This is a genomic window from Pseudomonadota bacterium (assembly GCA_013285465.1).
Classification (GTDB): Bacteria; Pseudomonadota; Alphaproteobacteria; order Micavibrionales; family CSBR16-224; genus CSBR16-224.
This window is the reverse complement of record CP053449.1, coordinates 2,448,528-2,474,983: the sequence shown is the minus strand read 5'-3', so window position 1 is coordinate 2,474,983 and position 26,456 is coordinate 2,448,528. Positions and strand designations below refer to the sequence as shown.

24 protein-coding genes are annotated in these 26,456 nt (G+C 52.8%); 9 read left to right on the top strand and 15 right to left on the bottom strand.

The genetic code is table 11. The features are described 5' to 3' along the window. Positions 1 to 4: 4 nt before the first annotated feature. Positions 5 to 958, top strand: a complete 954-nt coding sequence (gene miaA, locus HND56_11870) for a tRNA (adenosine(37)-N6)-dimethylallyltransferase MiaA (protein QKK06339.1) — start codon at positions 5 to 7, stop codon at positions 956 to 958. Here miaA and lptG read toward each other — a convergent pair. Both lptG and lptF read right to left on the bottom strand, forming a co-directional pair. After that, positions 930 to 2,024, bottom strand: a complete 1,095-nt coding sequence (gene lptG, locus HND56_11865; GenBank protein QKK06338.1) for an LPS export ABC transporter permease LptG — start codon at positions 2,022 to 2,024, stop codon at positions 930 to 932. The genes miaA and lptG overlap by 29 nt on opposite strands. After that, entirely contained in the window at positions 2,021 to 3,184 is a 1,164-nt protein-coding gene (gene lptF, locus HND56_11860; GenBank protein QKK06337.1) for an LPS export ABC transporter permease LptF, read from the bottom strand. The genes lptG and lptF overlap by 4 nt, the downstream gene beginning before the upstream one ends. Positions 3,185 to 3,279: 95 nt before the next feature. Here lptF and HND56_11855 point away from each other — a divergent pair, with 95 nt between their 5' ends. The 6 genes from HND56_11855 to HND56_11830 all read left to right on the top strand — a co-directional run bounded on the left by HND56_11855 (position 3,280) and on the right by HND56_11830 (position 8,964). Then, a complete protein-coding gene (locus tag HND56_11855; GenBank protein ID QKK06336.1) occupies positions 3,280 to 4,797 on the top strand; it encodes a leucyl aminopeptidase in 1,518 nt (505 codons plus the stop codon). A gap of 11 nt (positions 4,798 to 4,808) precedes the next feature. Continuing rightward, entirely contained in the window at positions 4,809 to 5,261 is a 453-nt protein-coding gene (locus HND56_11850) for a DNA polymerase III subunit chi (protein ID QKK06647.1), read from the top strand. A gap of 42 nt (positions 5,262 to 5,303) precedes the next feature. Then, complete coding sequence (locus HND56_11845; GenBank protein ID QKK06335.1) at positions 5,304 to 6,071, top strand: hypothetical protein; 768 nt, start codon at positions 5,304 to 5,306, stop codon at positions 6,069 to 6,071. Positions 6,072 to 6,172: 101 nt separating this feature from the next. After that, on the top strand, positions 6,173 to 7,621 hold the full coding sequence (gene rpoN, locus HND56_11840; GenBank protein QKK06334.1) for an RNA polymerase factor sigma-54: 1,449 nt from the start codon (positions 6,173 to 6,175) through the stop codon (positions 7,619 to 7,621). A 6-nt stretch (positions 7,622 to 7,627) separates the two neighbouring features. After that, complete coding sequence (locus HND56_11835; protein QKK06333.1) at positions 7,628 to 8,341, top strand: hypothetical protein; 714 nt, start codon at positions 7,628 to 7,630, stop codon at positions 8,339 to 8,341. Beyond that, positions 8,341 to 8,964 (top strand): hypothetical protein, encoded by a 624-nt coding sequence (locus HND56_11830; GenBank protein QKK06332.1) that lies wholly within the window; start codon positions 8,341 to 8,343, stop codon positions 8,962 to 8,964. The genes HND56_11835 and HND56_11830 overlap by 1 nt, the downstream gene beginning before the upstream one ends. A gap of 14 nt (positions 8,965 to 8,978) precedes the next feature. Here the strand turns inward: HND56_11830 and HND56_11825 are convergent, their stop codons facing one another. Continuing rightward, positions 8,979 to 10,022 carry a polyprenyl synthetase family protein gene (locus HND56_11825; protein ID QKK06331.1) on the bottom strand — a complete coding sequence of 348 codons (1,044 nt, stop codon included), beginning with the start codon at positions 10,020 to 10,022 and terminating at the stop codon, positions 8,979 to 8,981. Positions 10,023 to 10,098: 76 nt separating this feature from the next. Here HND56_11825 and HND56_11820 point away from each other — a divergent pair, with 76 nt between their 5' ends. Both HND56_11820 and HND56_11815 read left to right on the top strand, forming a co-directional pair. Next, on the top strand, positions 10,099 to 10,833 hold the full coding sequence (locus HND56_11820) for a methyltransferase (GenBank protein QKK06330.1): 735 nt from the start codon (positions 10,099 to 10,101) through the stop codon (positions 10,831 to 10,833). A 68-nt stretch (positions 10,834 to 10,901) separates the two neighbouring features. Continuing rightward, a complete protein-coding gene (locus tag HND56_11815; GenBank protein QKK06329.1) occupies positions 10,902 to 11,543 on the top strand; it encodes a gamma-glutamylcyclotransferase in 642 nt (213 codons plus the stop codon). Here HND56_11815 and HND56_11810 read toward each other — a convergent pair. From HND56_11810 to HND56_11755, 12 genes are all read right to left on the bottom strand, one after another. Then, positions 11,526 to 12,062, bottom strand: a complete 537-nt coding sequence (locus HND56_11810; GenBank protein ID QKK06328.1) for a hypothetical protein — start codon at positions 12,060 to 12,062, stop codon at positions 11,526 to 11,528. The genes HND56_11815 and HND56_11810 overlap by 18 nt on opposite strands. 91 nt (positions 12,063 to 12,153) lie before the next feature. Further along, positions 12,154 to 13,146 (bottom strand): phosphoribosylformylglycinamidine cyclo-ligase, encoded by a 993-nt coding sequence (locus HND56_11805; protein QKK06327.1) that lies wholly within the window; start codon positions 13,144 to 13,146, stop codon positions 12,154 to 12,156. 20 nt (positions 13,147 to 13,166) lie between these two features. Next, positions 13,167 to 14,738 (bottom strand): bifunctional phosphoribosylaminoimidazolecarboxamide formyltransferase/IMP cyclohydrolase, encoded by a 1,572-nt coding sequence (gene purH, locus HND56_11800; GenBank protein QKK06326.1) that lies wholly within the window; start codon positions 14,736 to 14,738, stop codon positions 13,167 to 13,169. Continuing rightward, positions 14,731 to 15,558, bottom strand: coding sequence for a phosphoribosylformylglycinamidine synthase subunit PurQ (locus HND56_11795; GenBank protein QKK06325.1), 828 nt, complete (start codon positions 15,556 to 15,558; stop codon positions 14,731 to 14,733). The genes purH and HND56_11795 overlap by 8 nt, the downstream gene beginning before the upstream one ends. Next, entirely contained in the window at positions 15,534 to 18,542 is a 3,009-nt protein-coding gene (locus tag HND56_11790; GenBank protein ID QKK06324.1) for a phosphoribosylformylglycinamidine synthase, read from the bottom strand. Before HND56_11790 ends, HND56_11795 begins: the two co-directional genes overlap by 25 nt. Beyond that, positions 18,539 to 19,186: a phosphoribosylglycinamide formyltransferase gene (gene purN / locus HND56_11785; GenBank protein QKK06323.1), complete on the bottom strand. Its 648-nt coding sequence runs from the start codon at positions 19,184 to 19,186 to the stop codon at positions 18,539 to 18,541. Before purN ends, HND56_11790 begins: the two co-directional genes overlap by 4 nt. Then, positions 19,152 to 20,453: a phosphoribosylamine--glycine ligase gene (purD, locus tag HND56_11780; protein QKK06322.1), complete on the bottom strand. Its 1,302-nt coding sequence runs from the start codon at positions 20,451 to 20,453 to the stop codon at positions 19,152 to 19,154. Before purD ends, purN begins: the two co-directional genes overlap by 35 nt. Further along, a complete protein-coding gene (locus HND56_11775; GenBank protein QKK06321.1) occupies positions 20,443 to 21,558 on the bottom strand; it encodes a phosphoribosylaminoimidazole succinocarboxamide synthase in 1,116 nt (371 codons plus the stop codon). Before HND56_11775 ends, purD begins: the two co-directional genes overlap by 11 nt. Next, positions 21,518 to 22,315, bottom strand: coding sequence for a hypothetical protein (locus HND56_11770; protein ID QKK06320.1), 798 nt, complete (start codon positions 22,313 to 22,315; stop codon positions 21,518 to 21,520). Before HND56_11770 ends, HND56_11775 begins: the two co-directional genes overlap by 41 nt. Beyond that, positions 22,312 to 23,853, bottom strand: a complete 1,542-nt coding sequence (gene purF, locus HND56_11765; GenBank protein QKK06319.1) for an amidophosphoribosyltransferase — start codon at positions 23,851 to 23,853, stop codon at positions 22,312 to 22,314. The genes HND56_11770 and purF overlap by 4 nt, the downstream gene beginning before the upstream one ends. Before the next feature lie 189 nt (positions 23,854 to 24,042). Continuing rightward, positions 24,043 to 24,816, bottom strand: coding sequence for a sulfite exporter TauE/SafE family protein (locus HND56_11760; protein ID QKK06318.1), 774 nt, complete (start codon positions 24,814 to 24,816; stop codon positions 24,043 to 24,045). 89 nt (positions 24,817 to 24,905) lie between these two features. Beyond that, a complete protein-coding gene (locus HND56_11755; protein ID QKK06317.1) occupies positions 24,906 to 26,426 on the bottom strand; it encodes an acyl-CoA dehydrogenase in 1,521 nt (506 codons plus the stop codon). Positions 26,427 to 26,456 lie beyond the last annotated feature (30 nt).

Sequence of the window (26,456 nt, the reverse complement as noted above, 5' to 3'; positions counted from 1 at the left end):
CACGGTGCCTGTTTTTCCAAAAACGGTTCTAATTGTCGCTGGCCCGACAGCCGGCGGCAAATCCGCTTTGGCACTGGCCTGTGCGCGGAAATGGAACGGCACGGTGATTAATGCGGATTCCATGCAAGTCTATGACGGGCTGCCGGTTTTGACGGCGCATCCGTCCGTGGAAGAAAAACAGGAAATCCCCCATAAACTCTACGGCGTTCTGGATGCGGCGGAACAATGCACCGCTGCGCGCTGGTGCGACATGGCTCTGACAGAGATTGCAGCAGCGCATCAGCACGGGCGTTTGCCGATTGTTACGGGCGGTACGGGGTTTTACATGAAGGCGCTGACGGAAGGACTCAGTCCGGTTCCGGATGTGCCGGAAGATGTCAGGGCGCAGGTGCGGAATGATTTTTCAGTCATGGGCACAGAGGCGTTTGCAGAAAAACTGGCGAAAGCGGATCCGGCGATTGCATCGCGGATTGATATGCGGAACCCGCAGCGCATGATACGGGCGATGGAGGTGCTGAAGGCCACCGGCAAAAGCCTTGGTTATTGGCAGGATAAGGAAAAACAGGGCGGGTTGGGTGATGATATACGGGTTGTGACGGTGGTGCTGTTGCCGGAGCGTGCGCATCTTTATGCGCGTTGCGACAAGCGTTTCTCATGGATGCTGGAACATGGCGCTTTGGACGAGGTAAAGGATTTTTCCGCACGGATTGCGGCAGGAAAAGTGCCGGAAGATGCACCGCTGTTGCAGGCGCTGGGTTTTGCGGAACTGCGTGATTATCTGGCGGGGAAACTGACGCGGGAGGATGCGGAGGAACTGTCTTGCCGGAAAACGCGTCAATACGCCAAGCGACAGATGACATGGATGAGAAATCAGTTGGGTGATGCGCTTTTTGTCGATGCGCCGGATGCGGCGGCTGTGGAGAAAATCGCTAACCGTCTTCAAGAGACAGTAAAATAGCGCTGCCTAAAAGCGTCGTTAAAATGGCGGGCGTCCATGCCGCCAGTCCTTCGGGGAGTTTTTGTGAAATCCCGAAAGCCTGCAAAACCGTTTCCAGAAAAAACACCAGAAAGGCGATGGCGACACCGCCGCCGATCAATAGCGCCGTTCCGCCCTGTCGCGCAGGGCGCAGGGAAACAGTCGCGGCCAGCAAAACCATAGACAGGAAAAACAGTGGCCTTGATAATAATGACTGGTAATGAACCTTTAGACGGCTGGAGGAGACGCCGGTTTCCTCCATCTTGCGGGCAAGTTCGGGAATATCCCAAAAGGAAATGGTCTCCAGCGAGGAAAAGGAGCTTTCAATATCCGGCGCGGTCAATGTTGTCGGATAGCGGTAGGTCGGCAGTATTTCCGGCACAGGCGTATCGCCGTGTATGGCGGCATTTTCAATCAGCCAGTACCCGTCTTCCAGCTTGGCGGTATCGCCGTCAATGCGCGAGGTCAGGGTATCATCTTCGCTGAAGGTAAAGATGATAAGTTTTTTCATGCTCCAGTCTTTGGGTTCGAAATGGCGGCTGTAAATCAGCGCATAGCCTTCCGGATCGTTCTGGCGCAGCCATAAACCGTTTTGCAGCAGTGAAACGAAACGGCTTTTTTTCTGCAGATGCACTTCCTCAAGCTTGATATATTTTGCCAGTAAAACCGAAGAGACGGGGTTGAGAACCGTGATGGAAAAAACACCGATCAGACAGGCAATTATAATTGCGGGGGTCAGAAAATGCCAGGCCGACATACCGGCGGAGCGCATAATGACCAGCTCGCTTTTACGGTTCAGACTCCAGAAACTGTAAATCGCCCCGAATAAGACGGCGAAAGGCAGTACCATCTGTCCGACTTCGGGAAGTTTTAACAGTGCCATATGTGCGACTTCTTTCACACCCGCCTCATATCCGGCGGCACGGCGCAGCAGCTCTGTCATATCCAGCGCATAAATAATCGACAGCAAGACGCCGAGGATGGTGAGAAAACTCAGCAGGAAATAACGCGTGACATAGCGCCAGAGGATCGGTGCGTAAAATCTCATGCCGCCGCCCCCTTGTTTTTCCGCCCGGAAAGGGGCTTGCGGTATTTGCGCTGCAAGCGCGACAGCAGGGTGTAGCCTTTATCACCCAGAATGAACCAGCCGAGAACCGATGGCAGCAGCACCGCAATATAAAGCGCGGGCACGGCCCAGAAATCATCTTTGGCAAGATTGATCAGGCTTAAATATCCGGCCTGCAAAACAAAAACCGTGCCGACAGCGGCAAGAATGCGCCGCATCTGTCCGCGCCGGTTGAAAGACCCTGTCAGCAGACAGGATAGCGCTGCCAGCGTATAGGCAAGGGCGCTGAACGGCATAATCAGACGCTTATGCGCCTCGACCATAAATTCGCGCTTATGGGCGGCAAGCATTTCGTCACTTTCGTAATCAAGGGTGAGGAGTTCTTTTATATTACGCTCCTCCGCATCGCGCCAGCGCTGGCGGATCTGGGCGCGGAAATTTTTGATTTCCAGCGTGTATTCCTCAAATTCCAGCCGCGACAGACTGCCCGTTTCGGGGTCATATTGCTGGCGGCTGCCGTCATAAATAATCACGGCGGGTTCGTCTTCTGCGGTAATCATGACGCCGCGTCGTGCGGTAATGGTGACAGGGGTTTTATTTTCGGGACGTGTGTCATGGATCAGCAACCCTTGTAATTCGCCGCCGCGCTGACGGCTGCGCAGATAGATCATCAGATTATCACCGACGGGGTTGAATACGCCTTCCTTTAGAAGAAAGGTGGAATATTCGGCGCTGATGACCTGTTTCAGCTCCTGCATGGCGGCGCGTGCGGCGGGGGACAGCCATGTGCTGAACAGCATCATAACAAAGACGGCGGCAAGAGAGACGATCATCGCGGGGAGGGCGAGCCTGCGGGCGCTGATTCCGGCAGAGCGCATGACGATCAGTTCACTGTCCAGAATCATGCGATTATAGGTAAACAACACCGAGGTCACAACGGCGACCGGTACGATCACCTCGGGAAAACGCGGCAGCGACAGCGCGATCATTTTCATGAACAGCGACATCGGCGCGTTGGAATTGACGATCAGCTCCAGATAACGCAGTGATTGCGTCAGCCAGATAATCGCCAGCAGCACGACCGAGACAAAAACCGCGGTGGTCAGGATATTACGGGTGATATAGCGCGTGGTAAGATACATTATTACCTGTTTTTGCATCCGGTTTTTTGCTAGGCTCTGTTACATCATGTGGTAGCACATATAACAAAGATAACAAAGGATACAGGGGTTTTGCGATGCTGAAAACGGGTTTTCATACGGCTGTGCCGAAAAAAGCGGCGGTTCTTGCGATTTTTTCCGGAAAAAAGGCGAAATTGGGTAATAAAGCGGCGGAGCTGGATAAAAAAACCGGCGGCGCGATTGCGGCTGCCATTAAGGCTGCAAAAAGTTTTGACGGTAAATGCTGCCAGAGTCTGGTTTTATCCGGCATTAAGAACAGCGGCGCAGATCAGATTATCGTGCTGGGAACAGAGGCAAAGGAAAAAGAAAAACTCTGCCCGATGAAAATCGAGGAAAGCGGTGCGACGCTGGTCAAGGCGCTGAAAGCCGCAAAACTGGAGGAGGCCGCCGTACTGACGGATGCGCCCGATGGTATTGATGTGGCGGAATTTGCAGCACATCTGGCTTATGGTGCGGTCTTGCAGGATTACACATTCGGTATTTACAAAAAGAAGAAAGATGCGCCGAAAAAACTGAAAGCGCTGGATATCGTTCTGGCCAATGCGGCAGAGGCGAAAAAGCTGTTTGCACCGCTGGAAAAAATTGCGGCGGGCGTGTTTTTGACCCGTGATCTGGTCTCTGAGCCGCCGAATGTTCTTTATCCCGAAAGCTTTGCCGCGCGTGCAAAAAAAGAACTGACGCCGCTGGGGATCAAAGTGCAGATTCTGACGGACAAGCAGATGGAAAAAATGGGTATGGGGGCCTTGATGTCTGTCGGTAAAGGCAGCGCCCGTCCGCCGCGTATGGTTATCATGCAATATGACGGCGCACCGAAAAACGCCTCGGCTGCGGCAAAGAAACCTGTTGCTTTTGTCGGCAAGGGTATCACTTTTGACACAGGCGGTATCTCTCTGAAACCCGGCCCGGGCATGGAAGATATGAAATGGGATATGGCGGGTGCCGGTGTTGTGACCGGATTGATGAAGGCGCTGGCCGGACGCAAGGCAAAGCTGAATGCGGTCGGCATTATTGCGCTGGCGGAAAATATGCCGTCCGACAGAGCAAGCCGTCCGTCGGATGTTGTGACCTCGCTGTCGGGGCAGACGGTGGAAATTCTGAACACGGATGCCGAAGGCCGTCTGGTGCTGGCGGATGCACTGTGGCATGTGCAGGAAAAATTCAAACCGAAAACCGTGATTGATCTGGCGACATTAACAGGCGCGATTATTATTGCGCTGGGGAATGAATATGCGGGCGTGTTCTCGAATGACGAGGAATTATCCGCACGTCTGGTGGAAACCGGTGCGGAGCTGAAGGAAAAAACATGGCATATGCCGATGTGCAAAGCATGGGATAAGGCGATTGATTCCGATATTGCCGATATGAAGAATATCGGCGGTGACCGCGGTGCAGGCAGCGCGACGGCGGCGGCCTTCCTCGCGCGTTTCATTAAAGACGGCACGTCATGGGCGCATCTGGATATTGCGGGTATGGCCTGGAGCAAAAAGGAGCGCCTGACCGTGCCGAAAGGCGCAACGGCGTTCGGTGTCCGTTTGCTGGACCGTCTTGTCGCGAAACATTACGAGTCAAAATAACAGGCGGCATGATGGCAACAGAAATCCGTTTTTATCATGTGATGCGCGGCAGTGCCGATCAGGTGCTGCCGCCGCTTTTATCCAAAATCCATGCCGGCGGTCACCGTATTCTGGTGAAGCTGGGCAGCCCCGAAAAACTCGAAGCGCTGGATACGGCGCTGTGGACATTTGATCCGAACGGCTTTCTGCCGCATGGTGCGGATAAGGATAAAAACGCTGCGGAACAACCCGTTTTTCTGACGACGGAAGATGAAAATCCCAATAATGCCAATATTCTGGTGCTGGCTGACGGTACGAAAACAGCGGCACCGGAACAATATGATATCTGCTGCACCGTCTTTAACGGGCAGGATGCGGAGGCCGTGGCTGATGCGCGGGCGGCATGGAAAGATTTTCAATCCCGCGGTTTTGACACCGTCTATTTTCAGCAGAATGATGGCGGCGGCTGGGAAAAGAAAGCCTGATTTTTAAAATATAAATTTTCTGAACAGAAATAACAGCAGATAATGAGAGCCTGTATTTTAGTCTTATTCTTTTCGGTTTTGTTGGCAAGCTCTGTGGTCTTTACACATATTGTATCGGCTGAAGGTGACCCTGCCAGTATTCCATCAAAGGGTGATGAAGCGGAAATTATTTTTGATCCACAGCTTATAGAACTTATTTTTGCAGGTGAATGTGAGAAGGTTTGGAATAGCTTATGGCCGGAAGCCAAGAAAGGGGACTTGAAGGCAAGAGCAATTCTGTCTGCTCTTGTTGACCAGTTATGGCCTGGAAAGCCGCGTATTCTAATGCCAGGTCGTTCCCGCGACCTTCTATCGCAACGGCGGGATGGTGTAATTCTGGGCATACATAGTCTGGGGTTGAACGATAAGCTGGACAAAAGAATTTTGTCCGCGTTAAAAGAACCTATTATGGCGTTGGGAGCAGATTATTGGGAAAAACTGGAGGAATGTCTTGAACTGAGGGATGGCGCATTTTGCGCTGATTACGCCGTGACAGGTGCAAAACACCAAAGAGTCCCCAGTTTTGAACGCTATGTTGCAGAAATTGATGCGTTGCTTGCGGCCGGAATGACACCGACCTGTCTATATTTTTCTAAAAATGCGCGGGAAGAATGGCTGCGGGAAGATGAGGCGTGGAAGAAGGGATGGGAAGAGTCTTGGAAAATCCATTACGGAGAGAATTGGCGGGAAGTTTCTGAAGAAATATTGCAGAAAAAGATTGAAGAAAATAGGAAAGAAAAAAGAGATCAGAAAAAAGTGCCTGTTAAATAATTGAAGCAAGAAGCGTGCCGTTTTTGCGAAAATTTGTGAAATCTTAACGATTTTTTTGCAATTTCCCTGTAAGCTGGAATTATAGGGAGAAAAAATCACACATGGCTATCCAGCAAAAATTAGAGCTCCGTCAGTCGCAAAGCCTTAGTATGACGCCGCAAATGCAGCAGGCGATCCGTGTTTTGCAGATGTCGGCGCTGGAATTGCAGGAATTTGTTGCCACGGAAATCATCGAAAATCCGCTGCTGGACCGTGACACGGACAGCAATGAAAGCCGCGAGGATGAGGAAGATAACGCGCCGGAAACAAGCCGTGAAGAGGCGCAGGACGCGGGGAAAGTCGTTGAAGACCTTCCGGATTACGATCCCGGCTCGACCATGGCGGGGATCGGTAAGGGCGGCACGATGGCTTTTGACACCCCCGATTATTCTCTGGAAAACCGCATTGCCGAAACCAAAACCTTGCGTGACCATCTGCTGGATCAGATGGTGCTGGAAATCCATGACAATAAAGACCGTATGGTCGCGGGCTATCTGATCGACAGTCTGGACAATATCGGTTATCTGCGTGAAAGCACGGCGGAGCTTGCGGAGATGATCGGCTGCGACGAAACACGCGTGAAAAACGTGCTGGCACAGTTGAAAACATTGCAGCCCGCAGGGGTGTTTGCACGCGATTTGTCCGAATGTCTGGCCTTGCAGTTGAAGGAAAAAGACCGGCTTGATCCCGCCATGCGCTTGCTGCTGAATAATCTGGATGTGCTGGCGGCGCATGATGTGAAAAAGCTCTGCCGTATCTGCCGCGTAACGCTGGAGGATTTGCAGGAGATGATCGCGGAAATCCGTGAATTGAATCCGAAACCGGCGGCGGAATTTGATGATTTTGTCATTGAAACCGTGGTGGCCGATGCGGTGATGAAAAAACTGCCGAAGGAAAGCGGCGGCGGCTGGGGGGTAGAACTGAACCCCGACACATTGCCGAAACTGCTGATCAATCACCGTTATTATACCGAGGTCAAAGGCGGCGTGCGCAAACAGCAGGACCGCGAATATCTGAATGCCCGTATGGCAGAGGCGAAATGGCTGCTGAAAACACTGGATCAGCGCGCGCAAAGCATTCTGCGCGTCGCGGCGGAAATCGTGCGCCGGCAGGAAGGCTTTTTTGCCTATGGCGTGGAATATCTGAAACCGATGGTGCTGCGCGATGTGGCCGAGGCGCTGGATTTGCATGAAAGCACGGTCAGCCGCGTCACCGCAGGAAAATTTATCGGCACGCCGCGCGGCGTGTTTGAACTGCGTTACTTTTTCTCACGCGGCTTATCGGCCACGGATGACGGCGCGGCGGATCATGCGGCGGAATCGGTGAAGGCACGCATCCGCGCATTGGTCGATGCGGAAGACCCGAAAAAAATTCTCTCCGATGACAAGCTGGTTAAATTACTGAAAGAAGCGGGGGTCGAAATCGCACGGCGCACCGTTGCGAAATACCGCGAGGCGATGGGGATACCCTCCTCCGTCCAGCGGCGCAGAATGAAAAATATGGGAGCATAGATAAAGATGATGGCACAGGGATTATATATGGAGGAGCTGCCGGAGCTTCCGGAATTACCGGAGCTTGCGCCGCTGCGTGAAGACTATTGCAGCCGCAAAATGATTGATGCGGCCGTACAGCGCCTGTTGCGCGAACGTCCGGAGCTTTTGCGCGAATTGGCCGGTTTTGAATCGGCAAGTGATATTGTTGCGGTGCGGCGCGGCAATCATATTAAAATCTGTGACCTTATTCTTGATTTTCTGGAGGCACAGCCTCGCGGCGGCGGGCAGGATGTTTATCCTGAGACGGTTTTGGGGCGACTGGATTTGCTGTTTGAAATCACGCGCCGTATTCGCGCGGCTTTGCATCTGGCGGCTGTGGACCCTATCGGTAAGCCGCTTGCGGAAAAACGCGACGGAGATTATCCCGCTTTGCCTGCGGTTGCTGTGGAACAGACGAAGCTTCCTGCGGAATCAGTCACGCAAGAGACGGCAGATAATATCCTTGAACAGCTTTATTCCGCGCAGCCTGCCTTGTTTTTTGATTGTGCCGAAGCAACGCGGCTGTTCCTCTTTCCGTCGGAGATCAGAGAGGGGCTGGAACGCGCCTTGTGGAATATGCGTCCTGAAAACCAGAAAAATAACGGGGCGTTTCTGGGCGTTATCATACGCAATCTTCATGCGCGGCTGGATCGTTTATGCGGATTCTCGGAAGAGATGAAGCGGCGGGGCTATATCTGATGGCGAAAAAACAGATTCTTTTTCTGGATACAAGCTGGGTTGCCGATGCCTTCGGGCGCCGGAAAGATCCGGGTAATGAAGCGCGTTTTGTGGAAATTCTGGATGCGCTGCAGGAAGAATATAATGTAAAAATCACCGACCGCGTTTATGAGGAATCAGTTTCCGATACGGCTTATCCGAAAGATGCGCTGTTGGAAAAATGGCTGAATGATAATGCGATCGAGAAAATTTCCACCAATACGCCGCCCGGTCGTGATGCGGGGGAAAAATCGATTATTGAGGTCATCGGCAATGATCCGCAATATGCGCAGGCCAAAATCGCCTCGCATGATGTGAATTTCTTTGACGTGAAAAACCGCCGGAAAGGCGGGCATGATTTTGCACGGCAGGTGGTGACATTGCAGGACACGCTGGGCAAGCTGGTATTGCATGACAAGCTGTCGCCGGAGGTATATCGCGGTGTTTCCGAAAAAGGCAGTCCTGATTTGCGCGGCGGCTGGAAAACGGTGGAACAGCTCCAGAAAACCTTGTCCGATTTTATGCCGCAAAAAAACAAAACCGCAACACGGGATGCACCGGAAACGGGTAAGCCCGCCGCGGGCGGCGTGAAATTCCGGCCGTAAAAATATGTGACGGATTAATGGCGGCGGTTGATGACGAAATCGATCAGGCCTGACAGCAGGGATGTGATTTCAGGATTTTTGTCAAAACCCGTTAAAGCGTCTTTCGCCAGTTGGCCGTAAGTTTCGGCTTCGCGCAAGGCTTTTTCAAAAATACCGTATTTTTCCATCAGGGCGCAGGCTTTTTCAAAATCGCCGTCCTGTTGCTTTTCGGTGCGGATGAAGGCGCTTTCAAAAAAGGCTTTTTCTTCCTCCGTTGCGGATTGCAGCAACAGCACGACCGGCAGGGTCATTTTGCCTTCGCGGAAATCATCGCCGGTGTTTTTGCCCAGTGCGGCATCAGCGGGGCGGTAATCAAGAATATCATCAACCATCTGGAAGGCGATGCCGAGATTTTCACCATAGCGGCGCAATGCATCGCATTCCGCTTCCGTACCGCCTGCGGCCAGCGCACCGGCTTCGCAGGATGCGGCAAAGAGTTCTGCGGTTTTGGCGCGGATGACATTCATGTAATCTTCACGCGTAATGCGGATATTGCCCGTGGTCGTCAGCTGCAGCACTTCGCCTTCGGAAATTGTGGCGGAGGCGTTGGAGAGAATACGCAGGATCGGCAATGAGCCGATTTCAACCATTAGCTGAAAGGCGCGGCTGAACAGAAAATCCCCGACCAGAACGGCGGCCTCATTGCCGAAAATAACATGGGCGGAGGCTTTGCCGCGGCGCTGCTCGCTTTCGTCAATAACATCATCATGCAGAAGAGTTGCGGTATGGATAAATTCGACACAGGCGGCGAGTTTGCAATGGTCGTCACCGTCATACGCAAACATCTGCGCGGCGGCAACCGCCAGCAGCGGACGCACACGTTTCCCGCCCGCGGCAATCAGATGCCCTGCCAGTTGCGGAATCATCGGAATATCGGATTTCATATGTTTCAGGATCAATTGATTGACCTGTTTCATATCGCTTTCCAGCAGGGTGGAAAGCCGTTCCAGCGGGTTTTCGGGCTTGCCCGTTTCCGCCTTTTCCGTGTCCGTTTTATTTGTCGCGGCGTTTTGCACCATCTTTTCTCCTTACGCAATAAGACAAAAAGATATAATCTTTTCTGACGGTGATTCTTGAGGATTCTTGCGGAAAACGATGATAAAAGCAATGGAATTTACGCTTTTTGATGGTCATTTACCATTACTGCAGCCTGCGGAAGGGTATCGCACGGCGCTGGATCCGGTTTTGCTGGCTGCGGCGGTGAATGCTGACAGGCTTGCGGGTGCGCATATCCTTGATCTCGGCTGCGGTATCGGGACGGTCGGATTTTGCCTGATGGCGCGCTTTCCCTGCAAAGTAACGGGTGTTGATCTGCAGCCGGAACTGCTGCAGCTGGCGCAAAAAAACGCCGCCAAGCTGTCGCGGCAGGATGACATCACATTCATTGAAAGCAATGTGCGGGATTTACAGCTTGAAGAGGTTTTTGATGCGGTTGTGACCAATCCGCCCTATGTGGAAATCGGACGCGGTTCCCCGAACCGTGTTGATAACAGGCGCATGGCGCATCTGGAAAGCATTCCGTTTTTTGACTGGGCAAAGGCCGCGGCACGGCATTTAAAACAGGGCGGATATTTTTATATCATTCACCGTGCCGACCGTCTGCATGATCTGCTGGAATCGCTGCGTCGTGCCGAATTCGGCAGCTTTTCCGTGTTGCCGCTTTATCCCCGCACCGGAGAAAACACGGCCAAACGCGTCATCATTTCCTGCCGCAAAAGAAAATATGCGCCGCTGCGCCTGCTGCAAGGGCTTGTCCTGCATGAAGGGCAGTCCTATACTGACAGGGTATGCGATATTATTTACCGCATACAGCCGCTGATGATTGACTGATCTTCCGGCAAAGATCTTTGCCGTTTCCGGGCATTCTTGCCGCAATAAAAAACAGAGCCGGGTTGCTGATGATTAAAATTTTTGGTTTCGGGACGCTTGTCCATGAAGAATCCGCCTTGAATACCTGTCCGAATTTGCAGAATTTCAAAACATCGAAAACACAGAATGTTTGCCGCGTTTTCGGCAAGGTGAATTTGCGTGCGGCGTTTCGCGGTGATGTGCATTGGGATACGCTTGAGGTCGCCTCCTGCTTTATGGAGCCGCGGGAAGGTCAGGATATTATCGGTGTCACCTTTGATGTTCCGAAAGAGGAATGGCCCGCCATGCGCCTGCGCGAGATCGATTACCGCTGCCGCGAAGTGCCTTATGAAACGCTGGACGGAAAAGAAAGCGGCACGGCGCTGACATTTTTTGGTTTCCGCAATGATGCGGAATTCATGGCCAATAAATCCGGTGAAGATAAAACCTATATAGAAGAGCAGCGGCAGGGCTATACGGGCGATATTTACCGCACGGATGTTTATCCTGCGCGCAGTTATCTTGAGAAATGCTACCGCGCTTACCGTGCGGCCGGACGCGCGGCTTATGAGAATTTTCTCGACAGCAGCTATCTGGCGGACAGGAAAACGCTGCTGGTCGATTATCTTTTAAATAAAGGGGCGGATATCCGTTTTGACGCGCCGCATGAGGAATTAACGACCGGGTTCTGACGGTTTCTTCGGGGCCGGGCGGTCATCACTTTCATATTTCCTTTTATATTTTTCCATCATGTGCTTTTCCAGCAGCTCAAGACATTCTCTGCTGCCGCGGTTTCTGGCAAGGCCGAGCAATGTCTCGGAAGAGGGGGTCAGCAGATCATCGGCATCGCGCCAGACATGAACCTCGTCGGGCGCGATAACGCGCGGGTCATCCAGAAAGACGGCGACCATTTCCGGTTTGCGCTGTAAAATCGCTTCGGCAATCGGCGGGACAATCAGACGCGTGACAGTGCCGCGTGTCCAGAGATTCTGGTCGGCACCGTTTTTCAGCATTGTTGCGATGATTTTCGGCGTACCTTCATTCACAGCATGTGCCAGATAGGGATAGCTGTTGAGGTTAATCAAATCGCGTGCCGCGCTAAGTTCTTTTACGCCCGCGATATCATGGTCGGAAATGGCGCGCAACAGATCACGATGCGCACGGTTTCTTTCCGCACGTTTTCTGAACGATTCTTTCAGTTTGTCGAACATGGGCGCGACCTTTCCGGAAATGGTCTGATATTTTAATTATCATAAAATATTGCAGAAGCGGTATGGAAAGTCAAGATTGCGCAGGATGTTTTTAAATAACTTTGCCGTTCAGCAGGACTTTACCTGTACCGTTGCCGATTGTGCCGATGATACGCGGCGCTTCACCTGCTGCGGTTAAAACAGCAAGCGCTTTCTCCGGCAGGGATGTTGCGATCACAAAACCGATCCCCATATTGAAGCTGCGATACAGCTCGCCCGTTTCAATACCGGATGTTTTCAGCACGGCATCAAAAACCGCGGGGCGTTCACCCTCCTGCGGCATAGCGGTGATGTGATAATCAAAACCGGTATTCATGCGGGCAATATTTAATAGCCCGCCGCCTGTAATATGCGCCATGCCATTGGTGAGACCGTCTTCCGCCAGAATGGCAGCGGCGGCATTTTTATAAATCCGTGTCGGAGTCAGGCAAAGTTCCAGCAGGGATTTGTCATTCATATCCACCAATTTGCGTATCAGGGAATAACCGTTGGAATGAAAACCCGAAGAGGGCAAGCCGATCAGCGTATCGCCTGCAGTGATTTTGCTGCCGTCAATCACGCGGTCTGCGGCAACTTCACCGACGGCGAATCCGGCAAGGTCATATTCACCGTTCTGATACATGCCGGGCATTTCCGCCGTTTCGCCGCCGATCAAGGCTGCACCGCTTTGGGTACAGCCTTCGATAATGCCTGCGATAATGTCATCGGCCACACCGGTATCAAGCTGTCCGGTGGCAAGATAATCCATAAAAAACAGCGGTAAGGCACCGGTGCACAGAATGTCATTCACGCACATAGCGACCAGATCAATACCGATTGTGTCATGTTTGTTCAGAATTTGCGCAATTTTCAGTTTGGTGCCGACACCATCCGTGCCCGCCGCCAGCAATTTATTTTCGGCAATGCGGTAAAGACAGGCAAAGCCGCCGACACCGCTGATGACGTTTTCGCCATAGGTACCGCTGACGCGGGCTTTGATTTTTTCGACCAGCGCATCGCCTTTTTCAATATCGACACCGGCATCTTTATAGGACAAAACGCTCATGGATTATTCCTTTCAAAACTTTAGTGACGGAAATGACGGCTGCCGGTAAATGCCATGGCAATCCCCTGCGCGTCACAGGCGGCAATAACCTCGTCATCTTTTATGCTGCCGCCCGGTTGCAGAATATGGCGGATGCCGTATTCGCCGGCAATCTCGATGTTATCGGCAAAGGGGAAAAATGCGTCGGAAATCAAAACGCAATGCGACAAATCATTATAGCCGTTTTCCCGCGCCTTTTCGACGGCCTGCTGCGTGCTGACAAGACGGTTAGGGTTGCCCATTCCTGCGCCGATCAGCGCAATGCCGTTATCATTTTGCTGCACTAGGGCGATGGCGTTGCTGCGCAAATGTTTGGAGGCGGCAATGCCGAAACGCAGAACATTGTTCTGCGCTTTTCCAAAGGCGGTTTTGGTGACGGTTTTGAAATCATCCTCAATACCGAAATCCTCCTGCTGTACCAGCCATCCGCCCGAGACGCTGCGCAGCATGAAAGGAGCTGTTTCTTCAGCACCGGGGGAGGTTAAAATGCGCAGGTTTTTCTTACGTGCAAAAATGCCGAGCGCCTCTTCTGCAAAAACGGGGGCAATAACGATTTCGACAAATTTGTCATCCAGCCATGCGGCGATCTCCTCCGTGCAGGGTGTCGTCAGGCAGATGATACCGCCGAAGCTGCTGACGGGATCGCCCGCCCATGCCTGTTCCAAAGCATCCTTGGCGGAGGTTTTGCTGACGGCAATACCGCAGGGGTTTAAATGTTTGACGATGACGGCGCAATGGCTGCCTTTCGCGCTGACACCGGCAACATCCTGTGCGGCGCGCCATGCGGCATCGGCATCCAGAAGATTATTATAGGACAGTGCTTTGCCCTGCAAAGGTTCGGCCTGTGCCAGCCCGTCGGTTGCCAGCGGGTCTTTATACAGCCAGGCTTTTTGATGCGGGTTTTCGCCGTAACGCAGAATTTCCGCTGTTTCAGATGTGACGACAGGCGTGTAAAGCGCATCATTGGCCAGCACTTCGAAACGGTTGGCAATGGCGGCATCGTAACGTGCGGTATGGCGGAAGGCGGCGAGGGCGAATTTTTTACGCGCGTCAAAATCCGTGACGGCTTGCGCCGTCCATTTTTCCGCCAGCGCGGTATATTGCGCGGGGTCAGTCAAAATTGTGACATCCTCATAATTTTTCGCGGCAGCGCGGATCATCGTGACGCCGCCGATATCAATTTTCTCCACCAATGCGGCCTCATCTGCTCCGGCGCGTGCGGTGCGCTCGAACGGGTACAGATTACAGACGACCAGATCAATAGGTTTGATGCCCAGAGTTTCCGCCTCGGCATCATCAGCGCCACGCCGGAATAGCAGGGCGCTGGCAATCTCAAAACTGATGGTTTTCATGCGTCCGCCAAAGGCTTCAGGATTGCCGGTAACCTCTTCAATCGGGGTAACGGGAATTTGGCGTTCTTCCAGATAGCTGCGCGTGCCGCCGGTAGAAATAATTTCAACGCCGCATTTATGCAGAGCCTGTCCCAGAATATCCAGACCCGTTTTATCGCTGACGCTGATTAAGGCGCGGCGGATTGTTCGTGTATTAGCCATGACGCTGTAATCCTTCCCTATCACTTTCTGCGCCTTTAAGGTAACGCAGAATATTTTCAAATAATTGCAGTCCTGCACCCTTTTCCAGAGGATTATGATGACGCTGTTTATTTGTGGCCTGAAAAACGAAAGCCTCGGGATGCGGCATCATACCGAGGATCAGACCGGACGGGTCGCACAGCGCGGCAATGCGCTCGTAGGAACCGTTGATATCGGATGTATAACGCAGTGGAATCTGTCCGTTTTTTACAAGCATCTTATAGACATCTTTTTCCGCACCGGGGGTCAGAACGATACGGCCTTCCTTATGGCGGACGGGCAGGGAAATATCTTCCATATTTTTTGTCCAGAGACAGACGGAGGAAGAATCAGTTTTTAAATCCGCCCATTTATTCATAAATTCCCCGTGATTGTTTACGGCAAGCGCGGCGGCGCGCGGCGCATCAGGGAAAGGCAGCAGACCCAGACGCACCAGCACCTGAAAACCGTTGCAGATACCGATGACCGGTTTTTTCCGTGCGGTGAAATCGCGGAAAATATCGCCGAGCTGTGCACGGATCTTTAAAGCCAGAAGCTGGCCGCTACCCAACTCATCCCCGAAGGAAAAACCGCCCGGCAATGCCAGCCCGTCATAACCGGACAGCTGCTGCGGGTTTTCAAGAAGGCGGTTGATATGCACAATTTCAGCTGCGCCGCCGGCATGAAGAAAGGCGGCAGCGGTTTCACTTTCGCAATTGACGCCGTCACCTGCCAGCACCAGAAATTTCGGCAGGCTGTTTTTATAAAGCGTGTTTGTTAAAGGGAGAGACTGTTTTTCCATTTATCCTCCATCTCGCTTAAGGAGATTGTGATGCGTGAATAGGGCGCGGGCAGTTTTAGTGACAAGTCCTCATCATCCGTCACCTGCCCCAGCAGCAGCGGGGAATGACCTGCAAAGTGATCATCAAAAACGGCGCGGTGCGCAGGCGCAACCGATACAAGGAAACGTCCTGCCGCTTCACCGAACAGCAGATCCGTTAGCGGCAGCGCGGTATTCATTATGTCGACAGCTGCGCCTTTGCCGCCGCCGATCATACTTTCCGCCAGCGCCACCAGCAGCCCGCCATCCGAGAGATCATGGCCCGATGACAGCACGTTATTCCGACAGGCTTCGTGATAGGCACGGTAGAGCGCGATATTTTTTTCCATGTTGATACCGGGCGGGGTGCTATCCGCTGCGAAATGCTGTGCGAATTCCGATGTGCCTAATCCGGCATGATTTTCCCCCAGCAGATAAATAAAATCGCCGCTGTTTTGAAAATCGCTGCGGGTCGTATGGCGGATATCGGCCTTGGCCATTGCCGTGACCAGCAGGGTCGGCAGAATGCTGATCGTGATGTCGCGACTCTGATGATCTTTGCCGCGGTAATCATTCTTCATGCTGTCCTTACCGCTGACCAGCGGCGCGCCATAGGCGGTGCAGATATCATAAAGCCCCTGACAGGTTTTGACCAGCTGCCCCAGCTTGAGATCACCATCGGGCGTATGCGCGCTTTTGACCGGATCGGGCCAGCAGAAATTATCCAGCAGGCAGCACATATCCGGATCGCCGCCTGATACGACAACATTACGGATGGCTTCATCCACCGCATATTGCGCCATTAGATAAGGGTCACTCAAAGACAGGCGCGGCGCGAGTCCGCAGCCGATGGTAACGGCGCTTTCCTGTTCGCCGCCATGCGGATACAGCCAGATGGCACCGCAATCGGACGGGCCGTCACCTGTGCCGCTGAAAGGTTTGATATGGGTTGCGGCCTGTACCTCATGGTCATAGCGGCGCACCCATTTTTCTTTCGAGGCGATATTCGGCGCGCCGAGCAAGGTGAGAAGCGCGGTTTTGATGAAAGCGCCATTCGCCTCCGGCTGCGGCAGCTCCTGTATTGCGGTATTTTCCTTATGCCATGCTTTACGCGCTTGCCCGCCGTTCCAGACGGCTTGCAGTGTCATTTGTGGCAGGGAATTGTGCAGAAAATCAAGATCGAGTTCCGCAGCAATTTTGCCGCGGTAATGAATTGTCAGGAAACCGTCATCCTTGAAAAAGCCGATATCCGTTGCCTCTACGCCATGGATTTTTGCCAGCGCCAGAAAGTCAGCGGCATGTTGCGGCGGTACGGCAAAGCTCATCCGCTCCTGACTTTCACTAATCATCAATTCATAGGGCTGCAGACCGGGATATTTCACCGGACATTGTGCCAGCTCAATTTCCGCCCCGCCTGATTGTAGGGCCATTTCACCGATACTGGAGCTAAGCCCGCCCGCGCCGTTATCGGTGACGCTGGAATAAAGCCCTTTATCGCGGGCTTCCAGCAGGAAGGAGGTCAGGCGTTTTTGCGTCAGCGGGTCGCCGATCTGTACGGCGGTGGCGGGCGCGTTTTCATCCAGTGCCAGCGAACTGAAAGTGGCGCCATGAATACCGTCTGCGCCGATCGCGCCGCCGGCCATAAAAATGCGGTCACCGTTTTGCGCCTGTTTTTCTGCGGCGGCACGCCCGTCATCCAGCCGGCGGGGCATTGTGCCGATTGTGCCGCAAAAAACGAGAGGTTTGCCGGCGTAGTCCTGATCGAAAAAGATTGCGCCATTGACGGTGGGAATGCCGCTTTTATTGCCGCCGTCTTCCACGCCCAGATGCACGCCTTCAAAAATCCGTTTCGGTTCTTTCAGTTTTGCGGGCATATTTTCAGCCCCTAATGTGACAGGAAGATCGGGCGGCGCGAAACAAAAGACATCCGTATTGGCAATCGGCAAAGCACCGAGCCCGCAGCCGAGAATATCGCGGTTGACACCAAGAATACCTGTTAAAGCACCGCCGTAGGGGTCAAGAGCCGAGGGGCTGTTATGGGTTTCCGCCTTGATGCAAAGGTCAATCTTGCCGTCAAAACGCACAATACCGGCATTATCTTCAAAGACGGAGATTAGCCAGTCAATACCGCGCTGTTTTTCGATTTCTTTGGTGGCGCCTTTGATATAGGTTTTATACAGGCTGTTGATGTCAGTTGTTGCGCCTGTCTCATCCGTATAGGTGATAGCGGCACTGAAAATTTTATGTTTGCAATGCTCGCTCCAGCTTTGTGCGATGATTTCGATCTCCACATCCGTCGGCTGCGCGGGCAGGTTCTTTTCTGCGCGATGTGCGGCAACATTTTTATCATGATAATGGCGCTCGATATGTTTGATTTCATCAACTGTCAGCGCAAGACAGCGGTCAGTGCTCAACTGCGCAAGTTCCGCATCACTGCGGTCAAGGTTGATGGTCAGAATTTCCGGCGCGCCCTGCAGATGCACATGCGGCAGGTTGATGTCGTTAAAACGGTTCAGCGCGGCAAATTCTTCCGGTGTGTAAACACCGATTTTTTCAATCAGCGGATTGGCGAATTCCTCTGCGGCAAGTGTTTCAGCCTCTGTACGGGAAATGTCGCCGCTGACGGCATAAATCCGTCCGCTGGCAACGCTTGCGGTTATACCGCCAAGACCGAAAGCTTCGGCGGCGCTGTGGGCAGGATTATCTGTAACGCCGGGGCGGAATGTGACTTCGATAATATAGGCGGCGCCGGTCAAAATATCTGCGCCCTTGCCGTCCATATGGATTTTCTGGATCAACGGATCGGCGAAAATATCGCTGCCTTGTTGTTGTAGTTTTTCTTTCTCCGCCGTTTCCGATTCCACAAGATAGAAATTTGTTTTGCGGATCTCGCAGCCGGAAAGTTTTTGCGCATCCGGCGCGGCGAGGTCTTCGATTTCAAAACGGATTTTAGCGGATGCGGTCATGCGCGTTTCTCCTGAAAATTCTTATTTTGCAGCTGCTGCAGCAGTAAGGCGACGGCATCGATATAGGTTTGATATTCCAGCGCCATGCCGCGTGCGGTGAAGCTTTCCAGCGTGTCATCGCTCTTGCGCGGGAAGCGGCGTTGCAGAATGATCGGCCCGGTATCAATGCCGGAATCAACAAAATGAACTGTCACGCCGGACTCGGGAACATTTTCGGTGAAAGCGCGTTGATAGGCATCCTTGCCGCGAAAGGCGGGTAGCAGGGAGGGGTGGATGTTGACGATGCGGGCGCAGCCTAAGGCGGAGTCGTAAAATTCCGCGATAAATTCTGCGCTGAGGATGCGCATATAACCCGCCAGAAAAATCCAGTCGGCATCATAATGCGCGAGCGCTGTGCGGATTTTTTCCTCATGATTGTGTTTGGAACTTTCAAACGGGATGACATGACAAGGAAGATCAAGCGCCGCGCATTTTTCGATCACCCCCGCAGCGGGATTGTCGCAAATAACGGCGGCGACGGAAAAATCAGGATTTTCCGCAGCGTGACGGATCAGGTTTGCGGCATTTGTACCGCTGCCTGATGCGAAGATGATGCTGCGGATTTTTGCCTTATGTGCCAAAGCCGCCCCCTGCAATATCGTCACGGAAATGTGCGCCGCAAAAACTGATTTGCGCCAATGCCGCATAGGCTTTTTTGCGCGCCTCTTCCGCATCTTTGCCAATCGCGGTGACACCCAGAACGCGCCCGCCGGTATTGACCCAATCCGTGCCGTGTTTTTTTGCGCCTGCCAGAAAGATAAGCGCGTTATTGTCATTTTCTGCCTGATCAATGCCGTTGATGGTTTGCTGCAGGGTCATCGCGCTGCCGTCGGTGGACGGATAGCCTTCCGAGGCCATGACGATATGCACCGCCGTCGCGCCGGAAAGGCTGAACGATTTTTTACCAAGAGAGGCCAGATCACCTTTTGCGGCGGCAAGGAAAATTTCAAGGATGTCATCTTCCATCAGCGGCAGCAGAATCTGTGTTTCGGGATCGCCCAGCCGCACATTATATTCAATGACATTGACGTTATCGCCATCCACCATTAATCCGGCAAACAGAATGCCTTTAAAAGGTGTGCCGCGTGCGGCCATACCGTCCAGCGTTTTTTTGAAAATATGTTCCGCGACAAATTTTCTGACTTTGTCAGACGGCCAGCCCTGCGGACTGAAGCCGCCCATACCGCCGGTATTCGGACCTTTGTCACCGGCGAAAGCGCGTTTGTAATCGCAGGCATAGCCGAGTGTCAGGAAATCCGTGCCGTCGCAAACGGCAAAGGCGGAGACTTCTTTCCCTGTTAGTTTTTCTTCCAGCAGCAGGCGTTCCGTCTTGACGGTGCAGGCAGGGTTGACCATGAAATCTTTTGCCGTTTTCAGCGCTTCGTCACGGCTGTCGGTGACAACAACGCCTTTACCTGCGGCCAGCGTATCGGCCTTGACGACGAAACCTTTGGAGGCATCCCAGTTTTGGATGATGTCTTGCGCGGTGTCAAAATCATTGCAGGCGGCAAAACGTGCTGTGGGGATTTCTTCATCCCGCATGAAATCCTTGGAAAAGATTTTTGAACTCTCCAGCTGTGCCGCAGCTTGCGTAGGGCCGAAAACAGTAAAACCGTTTTCCTCCAGCAGATCAGTGAGCCCCTCGGCCAGCGGCTGTTCCGGACCGATGATGACCAGATCGGGTTTGATTTCCTGCGCGGCTTTCAGGAAATCCGTTTCCGTCTTGCAGGCGGTTTTCGGCAAGGCGGCAATACCGTCGCTGCCGGGAAGAACAATTGTTTTTTTCAGCAAAGGTGATTGTGACAATTTCCAGGCAATCGCATGTTCGCGCCCGCCGCTGCCGATCAGCATGACTGTTTTCTTATGCGGCATGTTTCTTGCCCCAATTATCAAGCGTTGCTGCCACATCTTTTAAGGGCCAGGCATTATCAAAGCAGGATTTTTGATAGAATTTTTCCGCCAAGGCACGGGCAATGCTTTTGTAAATCATGGCTGTGGCGGTTTTGAGCGCAGGGTCGAGAACGGGCGGTGTCTGCTGAAGCTCATCAACACAGATGGTTTTCCAATCGGCAATGCCGCGCTGATCCGCCAGTTTTTTTGCTTTTTCGACGGCTTGTTCCCAGTTGTTGCCGCGATAGAATTTGCGCAGGACTTCCTTGGAAAGCTGGGTGCCGTTATAACTCAGGCGCAGCTCATCCGGACCGATGGAATCAATCAGCACAAAATCGCGGTTGCCCTCCGCATCTGTTTCTTTGGCAAAACCGAATTCCAGCTTGCCGTCCAGAAGGTCGATACCGATTTCTGCGAAAATACCGTGCAGGGTTGCGGCGGCGGTTTTCATCTGCTGTTGCAGTTTTGAAAACTCCGCATCATTCATGCCGGAAATTTTTTGCGCCTCATCATAGGTCAGATAGCGGTCGTAATTTTCCAGCTTGGTCGAAAATTCAATCACCGGTGCGGTGAAAACATCTCCGGCTTTCGGCGGCGTATCCAGACCGAGGCTTTTGCAATAATCCGCATCGCCTGCGCGTTTCAACAGCGAACTGCCTTCGGGAACGGCATAGCGGAAAATGACCTCCAGCGGGACAAGGCAGCCTGCGGGCTTTGTATCATAGGCACTGTAATCAAAGGAGAGCTTTCCGTTTTCCGATTTTTCGGCGGGGCGGAGCACATCCATTTTCTCAACGGAAAGCAGCGGGGTTTTATGCGTAAAGATGTCATCACCAGAGAGTATTGCGCCATTCTGATCCAGCAGCGCATTCATATGACTGTTGATGCCGCGCTGTTTTAACAAATCGAAAAACAGCCATGCCAGCATGGCGAGTGCCGCACCTTTTTCCGGCAATATGTCAGGCATTTCGCCCCAGTCGAAAACCGAGTAACGGTCGGAAAATTGAAAAATCAAATCGTCTTTCTCGAAACCTGCACGGATGTCCTTAACCGATCCGCGATACAGAATCTCCGGTAATTGTGTCATGGCTTTCCCTCTCTCTATTTTCTTCCGTCGCATTTTTAAACAGGCGTTCCGCCGCCAATACCGCATTACGCGAATTATTTGCGCCGACCCACAGCCCGCCTTTTTGCGCCCAGTTGTAAATCTTCAGATAGTTTTCCGGTTTTTGGATTTCTTCCTTGCTGAAAAGCGGCACATGCGCGCCCAGCACATCTGGAAGAATATCGGCATCTTCCGTCACATATATAATATTGAAGGCATCACCGGCATATTTACTGCCTTCGGTAACATGCCAACCCTTCTCTTCGGCCAGTGTTTCGGCGCGGGCGAATTCCGCTTTGGCGTAATCTTCCTCTGCCGCGAAAGGCGGCAGTACAAAATGCAGGCGCGGTTGTTCATTTTGCAAAAATTCCTGATAGCGCAGCAGAAAGGCGGCGATGTTTTTTTCCTGCCCTGCGCCGCTGGTTAAGACCGGCATGCCGAAAGGCATTTGCGCGATGGAGGCCAGTGCGTCCAACCCGCCGAAATGCGCCATCACGGAGACGCCGAAAACCGGCTTGTCGGAAATCGAGGCGCAAACGCCGGGGAGTGCGGCGGCAAGCCCTGCCCCTGCAACGATGACATCACCGTTCCAGCTTTTCAGTTTTTCCTGCAATTCTTCAAGATTGCGGTGGGCGGAGATAACGGCGAATTCAACCTCGCCCGCTTTTTTCAGTTCCTCAATCAGCGGGGCGTAAGTGCCTTCATCCGAATTGCTTCCGAAAACGACAAAAATTTTCATGCGCGTCTCTCTTTCTTCATAACATCTTTTTTAACTGTTGCGGCATTCTCCAGTCTTTCGGCGCGCCGCGCTTCCGTGAAATTTGTGATATCGGCGGCGGCGGTCGGGTATTTCCCGTCAAGACAGGCCATGCACAGGCTGTCTTTGGAGGCCGCTTTTTTCAAATCATCTTCGTCCAGATAAATGAATTTCCGCGCCCCTGCCCATGCGGCGATTTCCATGACGCTTTTTTCATTGGCGACCAGCTCCGTCGGGTCGGGAAAATCAATGCCGTAAAAACAGCCGTGCCGGATCGGCGGGCAGGTAATGCCCAGCACGATTTCCTTGGCGCCGTTTCTTTTCAGTAATTCGATAATGCGTTTCGAGGTCGTGCCGCGGACAACACTGTCATCGATCAGCAGAATATTTTTGCCTTCGATTTCGCTGCGGATCGGGCTGAGTTTCAGATGCACGGCTTCTTCGCGTTTTTCCTGCGTGTTCAGGATAAAGCTGCGATGGACATAGCGGTTTTTAATCAGCCCCTCGCGGTAGGGCAGGCCGAGCGTATCGGCGGCGGCAATGGCGGCGGAACGGCTGGTATCGGGAACAGGCATCACGACATCGGGGCTGATTTCACCCGCGTCAATTGCCGCCTGTGCTTTGAGGCCGAGTTGCTCGCCCAGCCGCAGCCGGACTTTGTAAACGGATTCATTTTCAATCGTGCTTTCGGCGGCCGAGAAATAAATCCATTCAAAGACGCAAGGCGCGGGGAGGGATTTGCTTGTTTTTAAGACGGCGCTGAGCAGATTGCCTTCAAGATCAATATAAATAAATTCACCCGGTGCGACATCACGCAGGAATTCATAACCGAGATAATTCAGCGCGACCGTTTCCGAAGAAATGCACCAGCGTGTTTCGCCGTTCTCCGTTTTCTTCTGCCCCAGTACCATCGGGCGGATGCCGTCAGGGTCGCGGAAGGCGATCATGCCGGATTGCCCGACCAGACCGATAACGGCATAGCCGCCGCGGAATGTGTCGAAAATATGTTTTGTGGCGCGGCACATATTGGCAAAGCTGAAGCTTTCGGCGCGGACTTCATGGCCATCCAGCAGATAATGGCTCCAGTAATATAAAAGGATTTCAAGATCGTTTTTGGTCAGCAGATGGCGTTTTAATTCGCTGGTCAATGTATCGGCAAGGTCGCGCTGGTTGACGATATTGCCATTATGCACCATGCCAAGACCGAAAGGCGCACCGGTCAGCAGCGGCTGGATATCGCGCTTGCCGTTGCCGCCTGTCGTGGCATAGCGGGTATGGCCGATGGCCATTGCACCTGTCAGGTTCTCGATGCTTTCACGGTCAAAGACTTGCGCGACCAGTCCGAGGTCGCGCTTTTGGTAAAACATTTTTGAAAGATCATCATAAGAAAGCAGACCTGCCGCATCTTGTCCGCGGTGCTGCAACGTGAGCAAACCGCGATAGGCCTCATAGGCTGCCTGATATTCGGGATCACCCTGAAAAGAGGATGCCGAACCGGCTATTCCGATAACACCGCACATTATGCACCCAAACCCTGCGTTTATCCGAATCCCGTTTTAAAGTAAAACGCCCTTCGTCCTGTTGTCACAGTTTTACGGTGAAATAACAAGAGGCTTTTTCAAAAAAAGACAAGATATATGCATTTTCAGGCTTTATGAATACCGTATATTGTTAGTGTGGCAAATCCGGCAACTGATCATGCTGTTGTTTTAAATCAGTCCGGCTGTTAGCAGGAGACCCAGAAGATATAATGTTGCGGCGACAAGTTTCTGGACAAAGCCGATCGTGACTTTTTTCAGCCCGGCCTTGCCTGCCAATACGCCGGCAAAGGCGGCAAGGGTCGCGGCGGCCAGAAGCGGCATATTCGCCTGCGCCATAATTAGCGTGATATTAAGACCGTAAACGGCAAGGCGGGTGATGTCGACAAGCGCGGCAATGGCCGCATTGCTGGCCACGAACCGGTCTTTATCCAGACCTGCACGGATCAGAAAAGCGCTGCGGAACGCGCCCTGATGCCCCGATAATCCGCCGAAAAAACCGCTTAAAATACCGCCGAGCGGCAGGGTGCGGGCGGAGAGGTTGATCTTTTTCAGAACGGGAAGCCATTCCAGCGTCGCGAAGAAAATCAGCAATAATCCCACAGCCAGTTTGACGGGGGTGACTTCCGCCGTTGCTCCAAATACCGTATAGGAATGAATTTCCGGCAAAACGGCGAGTTTTGCCAGCAGCCATGCGCCGGGTACGGTCGCAATCATTGCAGGGATGCCAAAGCGTGCGGTGACGCGCCAGTCAATATATTTCCAAAGCGTTGCCAGTTTGAACAGGCTGTTTAACAGATGGACGACAGCCGTCATGGCGACGGCAACGGTGACGGGGAAAAAAATCGCGACAACAGGCATCAGGATTGTGCCGAGACCGAATCCGGAAAACAGGGTCAGGAGAGAGGCAAAAAACGCCGTCATAATAATGGTCAGCGACATCATGGTTTGGGAGTCTCCTTTTCAAAAAAACGGCGGAGAAAAAATTCTCCGCCGTTTCCTTTGTTTCTCCGCGCAGAGCGCGGATCACCTGTTTATTTCTTTTTGGCAGGCGCTTTCTTTTTCTTTGCTGCGGCTTTGGATGCAGCAGGAGCGGAAGCGGCCTGTTTTTCGGCGGCGCGTTTGGCACGCAGCGCCTGATTGCCTTTGTCTTCGAAAGCATCAACGGCAACCACGGCTTCGCGCGCGGCATTGGCGTCTTTGATCAGCTGGGCTTCTGCTTTCGACAGGATTTTGGCTTTAACGGCCTTGTCCAGATCTTTGCTGTCCAGCTTGCCTTCTTTGACGGCTTCGTTGATTTTCTTTTCCAGCGGTTCTGCCGCAACGACTTTTTTGAACGCGTCTTCAAGAATGAAGAGCGGCTCTTTTTCATTTGTCGGCAGATAAATACCACCCGTCAGACGGTCACGTGCCGGGCCCGGTGTGGAAACCAGCGTGGCAACCTGATGGTCCAGCTTGTCGGACGGTGCTTTGTTGCTTTGGCGTCCGAAGAAGGGCAGAACGCTGAGCGGTGCCGTCATCAGCTTCAGGATACCGCCGACAAATTTGTTCGGGTAGTTATCCAGAAGGTCATTCATGGCTTTTTCCGCATCATGCAGCGACTGCTCGGCAGCCCATTTCATCAACGGGATATCTTCCTTATTGCTGCCTTGCGCTTCGAAATGGCGCAGGGTTGCGGAAGCGATATACATGTTGCTGAGGACATCGCCAAGACGTGCCGTCACGCGCTCTTTCCGTTTCAGGCTGCCGCCCAATACGCCTGCGGAGACGTTGGAAAGCAGGTTGAACTGTGCCGACAATTTATTGATTTTCTGATAATAACGCTTGGTGTTTTTATCTTTTGTCGGTGTGCGTGTCAGGCGTCCGTTTGTCACGCCCAGCCACATGCTGCGTCCGGCATTGATGACACTGTTGAGGATATGGCCGACCAGATGTTTGGTCAGAGCTTTCTCGTCATTGTCTTCAGCGGCCTGAATTTCTTTCAGCATGTAAGGATGCGAGCGTACCATGCCCTGACCGAAGATGATCAGGTTACGTGTCATGATATTCGCGCCTTCAACCGTGATGGCGATCGGAATACCTTTATAGGCTTCGGCCAGCAGGTTGCTCGGGCCTTCACTGACAGCTTTACCGCCGTGAATATCCATGGCGTCATTAACGGTTTTACGCATTTTTTCCGTCAGATGGTATTTGACGATGGCAGACGGGATGGCGGGACGCTCTTTACGGTCAACCATCTGGACGGTTGCCGTACGGGCAGCATCCATCATATAGGTCGTACCGGCCATGCGTGCCATAACTTCTTCGACGCCTTCAAATTTACCGACCGGCATATTGAACTGGCGGCGGACGCGGCCATAGGCGCTGGTCAGGCGTGTTGCCATTTTCGCACCAGAAGTCGATTGTGCCGGAAGCGAAATGGAACGGCCGATAGCCAGTGATTCCATCAGCATTTTCCAGCCCTGTCCGGCGCGCTCTTTACCGCCGATAATGTTATCCAGCGGGATAAAGACGTCTTTACCCTGATTGGGGCCGTTCTGGAACGGCACATTCATCGGACGGTGGCGGTCACCGATTGAAACACC

Bases quoted from the DNA above. Each gene is read 5' to 3' on its own strand.
- lptG (QKK06338.1), bottom strand. From the start codon at position 2,024: ATGAGATTTTACGCACCGATCCTCTGGCGCTATGTCACGCGTTATTTC.
- lptF (QKK06337.1), bottom strand. From the start codon at position 3,184: ATGTATCTTACCACGCGCTATATCACCCGTAATATCCTGACCACCGCG.
- HND56_11855 (QKK06336.1), top strand. From the start codon at position 3,280: ATGCTGAAAACGGGTTTTCATACGGCTGTGCCGAAAAAAGCGGCGGTT.
- HND56_11850 (QKK06647.1), top strand. From the start codon at position 4,809: ATGGCAACAGAAATCCGTTTTTATCATGTGATGCGCGGCAGTGCCGAT.
- HND56_11845 (QKK06335.1), top strand. From the start codon at position 5,304: ATGAGAGCCTGTATTTTAGTCTTATTCTTTTCGGTTTTGTTGGCAAGC.
- rpoN (QKK06334.1), top strand. From the start codon at position 6,173: ATGGCTATCCAGCAAAAATTAGAGCTCCGTCAGTCGCAAAGCCTTAGT.
- HND56_11835 (QKK06333.1), top strand. From the start codon at position 7,628: ATGATGGCACAGGGATTATATATGGAGGAGCTGCCGGAGCTTCCGGAA.
- HND56_11830 (QKK06332.1), top strand. From the start codon at position 8,341: ATGGCGAAAAAACAGATTCTTTTTCTGGATACAAGCTGGGTTGCCGAT.
- HND56_11825 (QKK06331.1), bottom strand. From the start codon at position 10,022: ATGGTGCAAAACGCCGCGACAAATAAAACGGACACGGAAAAGGCGGAA.
- HND56_11820 (QKK06330.1), top strand. From the start codon at position 10,099: ATGATAAAAGCAATGGAATTTACGCTTTTTGATGGTCATTTACCATTA.
- HND56_11815 (QKK06329.1), top strand. From the start codon at position 10,902: ATGATTAAAATTTTTGGTTTCGGGACGCTTGTCCATGAAGAATCCGCC.
- HND56_11810 (QKK06328.1), bottom strand. From the start codon at position 12,062: ATGTTCGACAAACTGAAAGAATCGTTCAGAAAACGTGCGGAAAGAAAC.
- HND56_11805 (QKK06327.1), bottom strand. From the start codon at position 13,146: ATGAGCGTTTTGTCCTATAAAGATGCCGGTGTCGATATTGAAAAAGGC.
- purH (QKK06326.1), bottom strand. From the start codon at position 14,738: ATGGCTAATACACGAACAATCCGCCGCGCCTTAATCAGCGTCAGCGAT.
- HND56_11795 (QKK06325.1), bottom strand. From the start codon at position 15,558: ATGGAAAAACAGTCTCTCCCTTTAACAAACACGCTTTATAAAAACAGC.
- HND56_11790 (QKK06324.1), bottom strand. From the start codon at position 18,542: ATGACCGCATCCGCTAAAATCCGTTTTGAAATCGAAGACCTCGCCGCG.
- purD (QKK06322.1), bottom strand. From the start codon at position 20,453: ATGCCGCATAAGAAAACAGTCATGCTGATCGGCAGCGGCGGGCGCGAA.
- HND56_11775 (QKK06321.1), bottom strand. From the start codon at position 21,558: ATGACACAATTACCGGAGATTCTGTATCGCGGATCGGTTAAGGACATC.
- HND56_11770 (QKK06320.1), bottom strand. From the start codon at position 22,315: ATGAAAATTTTTGTCGTTTTCGGAAGCAATTCGGATGAAGGCACTTAC.
- purF (QKK06319.1), bottom strand. From the start codon at position 23,853: ATGTGCGGTGTTATCGGAATAGCCGGTTCGGCATCCTCTTTTCAGGGT.
- HND56_11760 (QKK06318.1), bottom strand. From the start codon at position 24,816: ATGATGTCGCTGACCATTATTATGACGGCGTTTTTTGCCTCTCTCCTG.
- HND56_11755 (QKK06317.1), bottom strand. From the start codon at position 26,426: ATGAATGTGCCGTTCCAGAACGGCCCCAATCAGGGTAAAGACGTCTTT.